Below are 10629 nucleotides of genomic sequence, written 5' to 3'. Positions count from 1 at the left end.
ATACGGCTATCTCGTCGGGGCTGGCCGGTGCCCTGCCCTGAGACATGGCCGGCATGCCGGGACCGCCTGCGGGAGCGCCGAACACAGCGGCGTCGCGCGTCGAGTTGCCATCTTTGAACGTCGCGCCCTTGTACAACAGGGGAGCGGCGGCCACCACCCCCGGGGTCGCGGCGATTACTTGCACCTCGGCCTCCGGCAGCGGCGCCGACCCCAGGAATGGGCCGGTAGCACCGGATTTGATCACGAACAAGTCGACGCCGAAGGAGTCAACCGTGTGTTCATCCTCCACCCGGAACCCGTTCGCCAGCCCGGTGAGGACCAGCGTCATGGCGAACACCAGTCCGGTGACCACAATCGCGATCACAAAGCGCCACTTGCGCCACTGCATGTCTCGCAGAGCGGTAAATATCATGATCGGAACCAACCTTTCGCTATCGGTCGCGAACGCTGTAAAGCGTTGGCGCATAGAAGGAATCTGCTGTCTCAACGATCCGGACCGTCCATCCGGAACTCGGCGGAGCTGCAATCAGTTCAACGATGTTTGCGACAGCAGCGACGGCCAGCGCGATAAGTACGCTCGCAGTGACGACGGCCGGGACGAACGGAGTCCACTGCGATGCCTGACTTGCCAAGTGCGAGATGCTCTGCGCGGCAATGCGTGTCACGAACACCAGGGCGTCGGTGACGTTCATCTGAGAAAACTTGAGCGCCTTGGTCGCGGTCAGCCCCGTGAAACCGGAACCGATGGCCAGGAGGGCATGTCGGTGCCCGGCGACGCCGCGCGACGCAGACAACGTAGCGATAGCGGTCATGGCATCCTCCCTCTTCTGTGGTTCGCCGAAAGGCTTTTCGGCCGGGCCATATAAGAACCATCAGGGCGCCCCGGGCGGACTTGATATGCCGCACTTATCCCCGGTATTGGCAGGGACAGGATCAGGCCGATGTGACGGCGCAGGCCGACCGCAGTTTTCGCCATTTTCGTTCTGGCCGTGCGGGAGGCGGTGTACTCTTCGGCCAGCAAACGCCGAGAAATGTTGCGGAGCTTAAGCTCGTACCCGGGCGAGCTATCTCCCACCAGATCAAAGGTGGATTTTGGTGAGCGCGAGGCTGAAGCGTCGAAAAACCGGGCGACTGTTCAGCAAGCTCTGGCTGCCCGTAGTGGCGCTGGTGATGATCGCGATCATCAGTTACGGGGTCAATAAGGTTCGGCACGCCTCGGACGCCATCAGCCATCCGCCGTCTACGAGTTCCATTCCGGCCACCGTCGTTCAAATCAATCCGAAGAACATCACTTACGAGGTTTTCGGGGACCTCGGCGGTGGCGGCAAAGTCGTTTATGCGGATCTCAAGAGCAACCCGGTCGAGGTCCGACTGACCTCGCTGCCCTGGTCTTTTTCGGCGACGACGATGTCGGCTTCGGCCACATTGAGCCTGGTCTCACAGGTCGACGGTAGCTCGCTGGGATGCCGGATTCTGGTCGACGGTGTGGTCCGCGATGAGAAATACGTCGCGCATGAGGGCGCCGCGGTCGCGTGCACGGTGACTGCAGCATGAACGCCGACGAACCGGGCAGACCCCGCAAGGACGCCGACGAGGTGAAGCGCCCGCGCGTCGTACGACTGCTGCGGGTGCTGGCGGTTCCGATCCTGGTGTTCTGGTTACTGGCCGCGGTCGTCACGAACGTATTCGTGCCGTCGATCGAGAAGAACACGGCGGCCAATGCGGAGGCTGAGGTCCCTCGAGACGCGCCGTCGTCGCAAGCGGCAATTCTGCAAGGCCAGGCATTCAACGAATCCGACTTCACCAGCGCCGCCGTCGTTCTGTTGGAAACTCACGGCCGCAAGCTCGGTGAGCAGGACCACCAGTACTACAACGAGTTGGTGCGTCGGCTACAGCAAGACAAGCAGCACGTGCAGTCGCTGCTGGATCTTTGGGGCAAGCCGGTGACGATGTCGGGTCAGCAGAGCGCCGACGCCGAGGCTGCGACGTTGACCGTCCGCCCCACTGGGGATTTGGGCGACGCGACGTCCAACCACTCAATTGGGGCCATTCGAGACATCGTGGCTAAGGTTCCGAAGCCCAGCGGCCTCAATGTCTATGTGAGCGGGCCATCCCCGCTCGCCACCGATACGCTGCACGCCGCGGACGAGAGCCTGACCACGCTGACGATCGTCACGATCATCCTGATCATCATCATGCTTCTGCTCGCCTACCGATCGATTACGAGAGCACTGATACCACTGGCGGGGGTGCTCGTCGCGTTGGCGACGGCGCGCGGCGTCGTCTCATTCTTCGTCGGGCTACATGTGCTCGGTATCTCGTCGTTCGCTACCAATATGGTCGTCGCGTTGGTGCTGGGTGTCAGTACCGACTACGGCATCTTTTACCTCGGTCGATATCACGAAGCGCGTCGAGCAGGCCTCGACAAAGAAAGTGCCTACTACGAGGCGGTCGCCAACACAGCGCACGTGATCATGGGCTCGGGCCTGGCGATCTCTGGCGCGACGCTATGCCTGAGCCTCACCGAGCTGAATTACTTCCGCACACTTGGCCCGCCGTGCTTTGTGGCGATGGTCGTCGCCGTCCTGGCCGCCCTTACCCTGGGTCCTGCTCTTCTCACCCTGGGCAGCAAGATCAGATACCTGGAGGAACCGCGGCCGACGAGCCCGATGTGGCGGAAGATGGGTACTGCGATCGCCCGGTGGCCGGCGCCGATTATTGCGGTGGCTGCCCTGGTCATCCCGCTGGCCATCTTGAATCTGACCACCTACAAGGTGAGTTACAACGACCGAGACTTCGCGCCCGCCGACGTCGAGTCCAGCAAGGGGTACGCGGCCGCCGATAGACACTTCCCCAAAAGTGAGCTATCCACCGACGTTCTCTACGTGCAGTCGGATCACGACATGCGCAACACCACTGACATGATTTCCTTGGACCGGATCAACAAAAGCGTTGTCCGCGTACCGGGTATCGCGATGGTGCAAGGCATCACCAGGCCCAACGGTCGGCCGCTCGAACACGCCTCACTGCCGTTCGCCACGAGCTCCCTCGGTACCACGATCGGCGAGAACATCGGCTTCCTACGTGACCGCGTAGCCGACATCGACACGTTGGCCGCCAAGACGGGGAGCGTGGTCGAATCTACGAAGCGCCTGGAAGACATCACCAATCAGCTGAGCGTTGGCACCCACATATCGCGGGAATCCGCGGAGAAGCTGAACGCCATCAGCCAGGAAGCCCGCGACCACCTGGCGGATTACGACGACGTCTTCAGACCCATGCGTACCTATTTCTACTGGGAAAAACACTGCTTCGACATCCCATTATGCTTTGGTTTTCGTTCCCTCATCGAGACAGTCGACGACGTCGACGAACTCACCGATGAGTTCGCGAACGAGGTACGTGGCCTGGAGATTATCGATACCGTCACCCCGCAGATCGCCACCCAGACGCATGCAATAGCGGACAACCTTGCGACCATCCAATCCTTGACCTACACGCTGCAAAGCACGCTGCACGCGCTCATCCCGCAGCTGGACGTCGTCATTCACCCGTTGATCGATCTGGGTCAGGCATTCGACAACGCGAAGAATGATGACTTCTTCTTCCTACCGCCGGACGCGCTGAATACGCCCGACTTCAAGGTCGGGCTCGGGTTCTTCATGACACCCGACGGCAAGGGTGCACGCACGATCGTCTACCACCAGGGCGAGGCGATGAGCCCCGAAGGCATCAACCAGATACGAAATGTCTCTACGGCCGCACAGGAATCCCTCAAGGGCACATCGCTGTCGGACGCGAAGCTGTTGGTGGCGGGTGCCTCCGCGAATTACCGTGATATCGAGGACTTCTCGCGCAACGACTTGATCATCATGATGCTTGCGACGTTTGGACTCGTATTCCTGATCGTGTTGGTCATCACGAGGGCCCTGATTGGCTCAATCATCGTGCTCATCACCGTGGTGCTGTCTTTTGCCGGAAGCTTGGGACTGTCGACTTTGGTCTGGGAAACATTCCTCGGCATAAAGCTGCACTGGCTGACCATTCCGATTTCGTTCATCGTTCTTGTCGGGGTGGGTTGCGACTACAACCTGCTGCTGCTTTCACGCTACCGCGAGGAGCTTGGCGCCGGCGTCAAGACAGGGCTGATTCGGGCGATGGCCGGCTCCGGAAACGTGGTCATCACAGCAGCTTTCGTCCTTGCGGGCACAATGCTCGCGCTGCTTTCCAGCGATGTCATCAACATTGGCCAAGCAGGCTCAACCATCTGTCTCGGATTGATCTTCGACATGCTGATCGTCCGATTGTTCTTGGTGATGCCGCTCGCCCGGCTGCTCGGCCCGTGGTTCTGGTGGCCCCAGCGGATCCAGCGGGAGCCCAGCCTGGCCCGATGAGCCGGCGATCGGCGTCACGAACTCAGTTGGTCCCGTAGCCGGCGTCTGGCGCAGACAGCGACCGCAGTTGCTCGAGCGCTCGTGCGGAGTCGCTGCCCGGGTGGGCGCGATACATCACCACATGGTCCCCGCCGGGATACGGTGCGTTGAGCCGGTGCCGGGAAAGAAAAAGCTCGCCGACTACGGGATGACGTAGGTGGTGGACCCCTAAGTAGTAACCTACGTCTGCACGCGACCACAACTCGCGGAAACGTTCACTGGCGGTGGACAATTCAGCTATCAGCGCCTGCATGCGCGGATCGTTGGGACAGCCGCTGCTGAATTCCCGTAGCCCATTCACGACGAGCTCGGTCGCGTCCTCCCAGTTGACATAGAGCTCGCGGGCAACGGGGTCCAGTAGACGCCACCGCACAACGTTTTGTCCCGGCGCGAATCCCGGTGACAACGCCTGAGCAATCGGATTTGCGGCCAGGACATCTTGATACCTATTGACCAGGACGGCCGGCATCGAAATCTGCTCGATGATCTCGGCTAGCGCGTAGGCCTCCACTTCCAGCTCGGAGGCATCGCCCCCTGGTGGGGCTACCAGCTGGCGCAGATACTCCGCGGCCTTGTCGTCGAGCCTCAGGGCCCGCGCGAGCGCTTCAACCACCTGAGGCGAGGGATGCTTGTCGCGGCCCACCTCCAGCCTCAGGTAGTACTCGGCGCTGATGCCCGCCAGCATCGCCAGTTCTTCGCGGCGCAAACCCGCAACGCGTCGCCGCGGCCCGGGAACCAGGCCGACGTCCTCGGGCCGCACCTGCTGGCGCCGTGCGCGCAGGTATTCACCGAGCGCGTTGGCTTTTGGCGCCACCCCGCCAGTGTCCGCGGTCAACGGGTCTCCTCAACTGGTGAGTCAACGTTCGAAGCTGCAGTCAGGGACCGCAGTTCATCGAGCGCTCTGGCCGAGTCGCTGCCCGGAATCGCGCGGTACATCACCACGTGCTCGCCACCCGGATACGGTGCGTTGAGCCGGCTTCGGTGCAGATGAAGTTCGCCGACCCGAGGATGGTGCATGTGGTGAGCGCCCAAGCGGTAACCCACGTCCGCACGCACCCACAGCTCCCGGAAACGCTCACTGGCGCTGGATAATTCAGCTATCAGCGCCTGCATGTGAGCATCTTCGGGCCAGCGACCGCCGAGGTCGCGCAAACCAGCCACCGCGCTAGCCGTCGCGTCCTCCCAATTCACGTAGAGCTCCCGTGCGGCGGGGTCTAACAGGCGCCAACGCAGGAAATTTTGTCCGGGTGTGAACTCGGGGGACAGGGCCCGGGCCATCGGATTCGCCGCCAACACATCTAGGTACCTGTTGGCCAACGCGGCTGGTATCAAAAACTGTTCGATTACTTCGCCGAATGCGTAGGCCGGCGTTGCCTCCACATGGCAGAGATCCGATCCGGTCGGACCGGCGAGGTATTGCAGATGTTGCGTGGCCAGGACGTCGAGCCGGAGGGCCCGGGCGAGCGCCTGAACAACCTGGGTCGATGGATTCTTGTCGCGGCCCACCTCCAGCCGCAGGTAGTACTCGGCGCTGATGCCCGCCAGCATTGCCAGCTCCTCGCGGCGCAAACCCGAAACCCGGCGGCGCCCGCCGGGAATCAGCCCGACGTCCTCGGGCCGCACCTGCTGGCGCCGTGCGCGCAGGTATTCACCCAGCGCATTGGCGTCTGTGGCCATCTTCTATCCCCTGCCAGTACGAATGGTTGGGGCAATCGAGATGGATCGCAACGCCTCGAGCGCCCTAGCCGAGCCGGTGTCCGGCTCTGCGCGGTAGACGATCACGTGGTCCCCGCCGGGGTATGCAGCGTTGAGCCGGGTCCGGCGCAAATACAGCTCCCCGACTTGGGGATGGCAGAGGTGGTGGACTCCCAACAGATAGCCCACATCCGCGTTGGACCATAGTTCGCGGAAACGTGGACTGGCCGCGGACAATTCATCAATCAACGCCCGCATTCGGGCGTCCTCTGGATAGCGGCCACCGAGGTCCCGCAACCCCCCGACCGCACTCTCGGTCGCCTCGTCCCAACGAACGTAGAGATCGCGGGCAGCCGGGTCGAGTAGGCGCCAGCGGAGGAAGTTTTGTCCCGGTGTGAACTCGGGTGACAGGGCACGGGCAATGGGATTAGCCGCCAACACATCTAGGTAGCGGTTCGCCATGACGGCCGGCATCGGCAACTCACTGATTAGGTCGGCCACACAGTAGGCAGCCGCCTCCGGATCGGATGCGTCCCATCCATGGCCAGCGGCCAGCGCATGGAGATATTGCTTGGCTTTGGGGTCTAGTTGCAGGGCTCGCGCCAGCGCATCGAGAACCTGAGGTGACGGATGTTTGTCGCGGCCCACCTCAAGGCGTAGGTAGTACTCGGCACTGATGCCGGCCAGCATTGCCAACTCCTCGCGGCGTAAACCCGCAACGCGACGACGCGCGCCGGGCACCAGCCCGACGTCCTCGGGCCGCACCTGCTGTCGCCGGGCTCGCAGGTATTCACCCAGCGCATTGGCTTCGGCAGCCATTCTTCGAGCCTAAGCCCGTCCCCTTTCGTCTGAGGGTTAAACGCGAGACCGCGCCGGATCCTCAAAGCGCTGGTTAAGTGGTGAGTCACCCTGCCAATGACGTTGTCGGCTGATTTTGCGCCGATCGCATCAATGGGACCGGGCACTGCTATTCAGCAGATGTCATCGGCCGCATAGCCTCTGACGCGTCCGCGCCGAGGGTGTGGCGGTTGCGGGGGTTGCGCCCATTCCGCTCCGCTGGCTTCGAACAGCCGGCCGATCTCGTCGACGTGCATGTCGGCGAGATCCCACACGTCGGGTACCAGGTCGCGGTCGACGATGAAGCCGAAGTCGAGTCGGTCGAGATAGCTCACCACCGTGATGTTGAGTCCTTGTCCGTCGGTGACGATCGACACTGGAAACTGATGGCACAGTTGCGCGCCCGCGAAGTACACCGGCTGGCGCGGGCCGGGCACGTTGGAGATCACCAGATTGAACGGCTGGGCGATGCGATCGGCCAACCGCAGCCGCGACGCGAGTCGCACGGCCGAGGTCGCCAGCACCGGGGTGGAGAACTGCGTGAGGTCGACGAGCTCGTCGGCCGGCACCATGTCGAGGGTGTGCTTGGCATCCTGCATCGCTTGGCTGCAGCGGGCTACACGTTCCAGCGGGTCGGCGCAATCGGTGGGCAACTCAGCGACGAGAGCCGAGACACGGTTGGTCCACGGGTCCTCCTCCTGGCCGGTACGGATGGACACCGGCACCATGGCCCGCAGCGGGCGATCGGGCAGCGCATCATGGGATAGCAGGTACTGGCGAAGCCCGCCCGCGCAGATCGCCATCACGATGTCATTCACCGTGCCCCCAGTGGCATTCTTGAGCGCCTTGACATTCTCTAAAGACGTTGTGCGCATGGCGAATCGGCGGTGACCCGTGATCGACTTGTTCCACGGGGTGGGCGGCGCCTGGGTTGTCGGCAGATTGATCCGCGGCCGGTCGGACCGGCCGAGCCGGGCAATCGCCTTGACCGCCGCCCCGGCTTGGCCGGCCGCACTGCTGACACTGTTGATACCCGCTGTGTCGGCGATACTGCGGACCAGCCGCGCTTGAACCCGCAATGCTCTGACGGGGTTCAGCGCCAGCCGGGCTGCTGTGCGCCGCAACAGGTCCATGCTGCTCGGAAGCGCTTCGGCCTCCCACGCGGGGCTTTCACCCGGCGGCGGAGCGGCGGCGTCGGGATCGGTCATGATCTGCAGCATGAGCTGACCGGCGGCGCCGTCGATGGTGGCGTGGTGGTACTTGGTGAGCAGCGCCCACCGCCCGCTGTGCAGGCCATCGATGACGTAGACCTCCCACAGCGGCCGGGTCCGATCCATGGGGCGACCGACGATCCGGGAAATCTGATCGGCCAGTTGATCGACCATGCCCGGTTTGGCCAAATGGATTTCCCTGATATGAAAGTCGAGATCCAGGTTTGGGTCGGCCACCCAGTAGGGATGGTCGAGTCCGAACGGCACCTGGACGAGGCGGCGGCGCAACGGTTCGAGCTCGCCGACCATGGAGGCGAACTTGGCGTAGACAGCGGCGAATGGGTCGTAGTCCGCGCTGGGACGTTCGAAAATCATCAGGCCCGTGACGTGTCCGAAGGTTGTCGGCGTCTCCATGTACAGAAACGTCGCGTCCAGGCCGCTGAGTTGCTTCACGAATGGCTCCCTAGGTGGTCAGCATGCCGCCCTCGACGGGCAGCGTGATCCCGGTGACGTAACTGCTGGCGTCGCTGGCGAGGAATAACAGTGCGGCGCTGAGTTCTTCGGGCTCACCGAGCCGTCCGCACAGTGTGCGAGGCACGACCGTGGAATCGAAGTACTCCTGATCGAACTGGTCGGTCATCTCGGATGCGAAGTAGCCTGGCGCGATTGCGTTGACGCGGATGCCGCGGCGCCCGGTCCATTGCTGGGCGAGGTCCCGCGTCAGGCCGATCAAACCAGCCTTGGACGAGGCGTAGGCGGCCTGCGGCAGACCTGCGGTGGTTAAGCCCAGCACGCTGCTGACATTAATGATCGAGCTGCCGGGCTGCATCACGCGCCCACATTCCTGCGCCATCCAGTAGCAGCCGTTCAGGTTCAGGTCGACGACTGACCGAAACTGCTCGGGGGTCTCGCGGGTGGCCGGCACCGCCGTTCCGACCCCGGCGTTGTTCACCAGGATGTCCACCCGCCCGAATTTGTCCATGGCGGCGCGCACCAGAGCGCGGCAGTCGTTGGGGTCGGTCACATCGGTTGGCACCGCAACGGCCCTTCGCCCCACGGCCTCGACCAGCGCGCGGGTGTCTTCCAAGCGGTCGGCGCGACGGGCACCGAGCACCACGTCGGCGCCAGCTTCGGCCAGAGCCTGTGCGAACGCGACTCCAAGCCCACTGGACGCGCCGGTGACGACCGCCACGCGGTCGTCGATACGAAAACGATCGAGCACGGGCACGGCAACGCTCCTTCGGTGATGGTCAGATCGGGTTTGTACGCCCGCTCCCTAACCGTATGCAACGTACATCAATATGTTGCACTTATGCATCTAATAGGAGATTAGTCACACGGACCGGCATCTTCGCTTTAATGAGCGCCGGAGCATAGAGCGTGATAACTCGTTTTTTGACAGCGTATTTGAAGTATGGTGTAGATGACGGCAGGCACAGATCCTGCTCCTGACTGGGCGACAGTTGCAACGTTTGATAATCTGCTGCATATGGCCGGTGAAACACCGCTATCCCGCATGTTGGCAAAGGACCGTAAGGCCGACGCGTTGGACGCATTCCGGGTCGCCCGGCGGTGGTTCATGGCTGGGCGCCGCATCGAGATGCAGGAACTGGCCGCTGAGCTCGGAGTAAACCGCGCCACTCTCTTCCGCTGGGTCGGCGGACGCGATGACCTGCTCGGGGAGATTCTGTGGTCGCTGGCAGAGCCGACGCTCGCTGCCGCGATCGAGGCCTCCGACGGCAACGGGGCCGGGCGCATCACCGCGGCGATCGGCCACTTTGCCGCCAGCCTCGACCAAGCCGACTTCCTCCGGGAGTTTCTGCGGCGCGAGCCGGAACGTGCGTTGAGAATTCTCACCACCCGCGCCGGCACGGTACAGGTTCGCCTCGTCGCCGCCATCGAGAAGCTGCTGAACGACGAGGCCGCACAAGGCAACCTACGTTCACGACTTCCGTTGCGTGACTTGGCCTACCTCATCGTCCGGATTGTCGAGTCCTTCCTCTACGCCGAGTACATCACCGGCGAGGAACCTGACATCGCGATGGCGGAGCTAGCGGTTGGAGCGCTCCTGGGACGTCAGGATTCTGACTCCAGCTAATGCAGAAGTAACCGATGCGAACGCCTCACCGAGGGTGCGATTAAGCGCACCTCTAGCGAAGCTGCGTGTATCGCTGGGCCTGGTTAACACACACGGGCACAACGTATTTGCGAACCTCGGTAATCGACCGCGGCTGAAAACGTCGGTCTCGCGCGGCTTTACTACGCGACTTGCCAGGCAACTGCACCGTCGCTCGGGTGGGGATGTCGCGGCTCTCAGCCTGTCCCTGCCAGTACCGGGGATAAACGCGGTATCCCGAACTCATCTGCAGTGCCCCGAGGGTGGATGCATGGCCTGGCCGATAGACCGACCGGCGAATCAGCCACCGGCCCACAGGTGAGAACTCACCAACCAC

At 62.9% G+C, this 10629-nt stretch carries 9 protein-coding genes and 1 pseudogene; 3 read left to right on the top strand and 7 right to left on the bottom strand.

The genetic code is table 11. From position 1 onward, the window contains the following. Positions 1-412: pseudogene (locus tag VN856_RS16610) on the bottom strand (ABC transporter permease); the annotation flags it as partial. Between the two features lie 19 nt (positions 413-431). Further along, complete coding sequence (locus VN856_RS16605) at positions 432-812, bottom strand: hypothetical protein (protein ID WP_325690920.1); 381 nt, start codon at positions 810-812, stop codon at positions 432-434. Between the two features lie 358 nt (positions 813-1170). On the opposite strand from VN856_RS16605, the gene VN856_RS16600 reads away from it, so the two are divergent. Then, positions 1171-1554, top strand: a complete 384-nt coding sequence (locus tag VN856_RS16600) for an MmpS family transport accessory protein (protein ID WP_325690923.1) — start codon at positions 1171-1173, stop codon at positions 1552-1554. Continuing rightward, the gene (locus VN856_RS16595; protein WP_325690918.1) at positions 1551-4394 is read left to right on the top strand and encodes an RND family transporter; all 2844 of its coding nucleotides are present in this window, start codon (positions 1551-1553) and stop codon (positions 4392-4394) included. Before VN856_RS16600 ends, VN856_RS16595 begins: the two co-directional genes overlap by 4 nt. 22 nt (positions 4395-4416) lie before the next feature. Here VN856_RS16595 and VN856_RS16590 read toward each other — a convergent pair whose 3' ends face one another. From VN856_RS16590 to VN856_RS16570, 5 genes are all read right to left on the bottom strand, one after another. Continuing rightward, complete coding sequence (locus VN856_RS16590) at positions 4417-5268, bottom strand: helix-turn-helix transcriptional regulator (RefSeq protein WP_325690916.1); 852 nt, start codon at positions 5266-5268, stop codon at positions 4417-4419. After that, positions 5265-6110, bottom strand: a complete 846-nt coding sequence (locus tag VN856_RS16585) for a helix-turn-helix transcriptional regulator (RefSeq protein ID WP_325690915.1) — start codon at positions 6108-6110, stop codon at positions 5265-5267. The genes VN856_RS16590 and VN856_RS16585 overlap by 4 nt, the downstream gene beginning before the upstream one ends. Positions 6111-6113: 3 nt before the next feature. Further along, the gene (locus tag VN856_RS16580) at positions 6114-6947 is read right to left on the bottom strand and encodes a helix-turn-helix transcriptional regulator (protein WP_325690913.1); all 834 of its coding nucleotides are present in this window, start codon (positions 6945-6947) and stop codon (positions 6114-6116) included. 152 nt (positions 6948-7099) lie between these two features. Continuing rightward, positions 7100-8629 (bottom strand): wax ester/triacylglycerol synthase family O-acyltransferase, encoded by a 1530-nt coding sequence (locus VN856_RS16575; RefSeq protein WP_325690911.1) that lies wholly within the window; start codon positions 8627-8629, stop codon positions 7100-7102. Positions 8630-8639: 10 nt separating this feature from the next. Further along, a complete protein-coding gene (locus VN856_RS16570) occupies positions 8640-9404 on the bottom strand; it encodes an SDR family NAD(P)-dependent oxidoreductase (protein ID WP_325690910.1) in 765 nt (254 codons plus the stop codon). Between the two features lie 261 nt (positions 9405-9665). Here VN856_RS16570 and VN856_RS16565 point away from each other — a divergent pair, with 261 nt between their 5' ends. After that, positions 9666-10274 (top strand): QsdR family transcriptional regulator, encoded by a 609-nt coding sequence (locus VN856_RS16565; RefSeq protein ID WP_325690909.1) that lies wholly within the window; start codon positions 9666-9668, stop codon positions 10272-10274. Positions 10275-10629: the final 355 nt, after the last annotated feature.

It is taken from the genome of Mycobacterium sp., assembly GCF_035603715.1.
Taxonomy (GTDB): Bacteria; Actinomycetota; Actinomycetes; order Mycobacteriales; family Mycobacteriaceae; genus Mycobacterium.
This window is presented reverse-complemented; position numbering and strand designations above follow the sequence as displayed.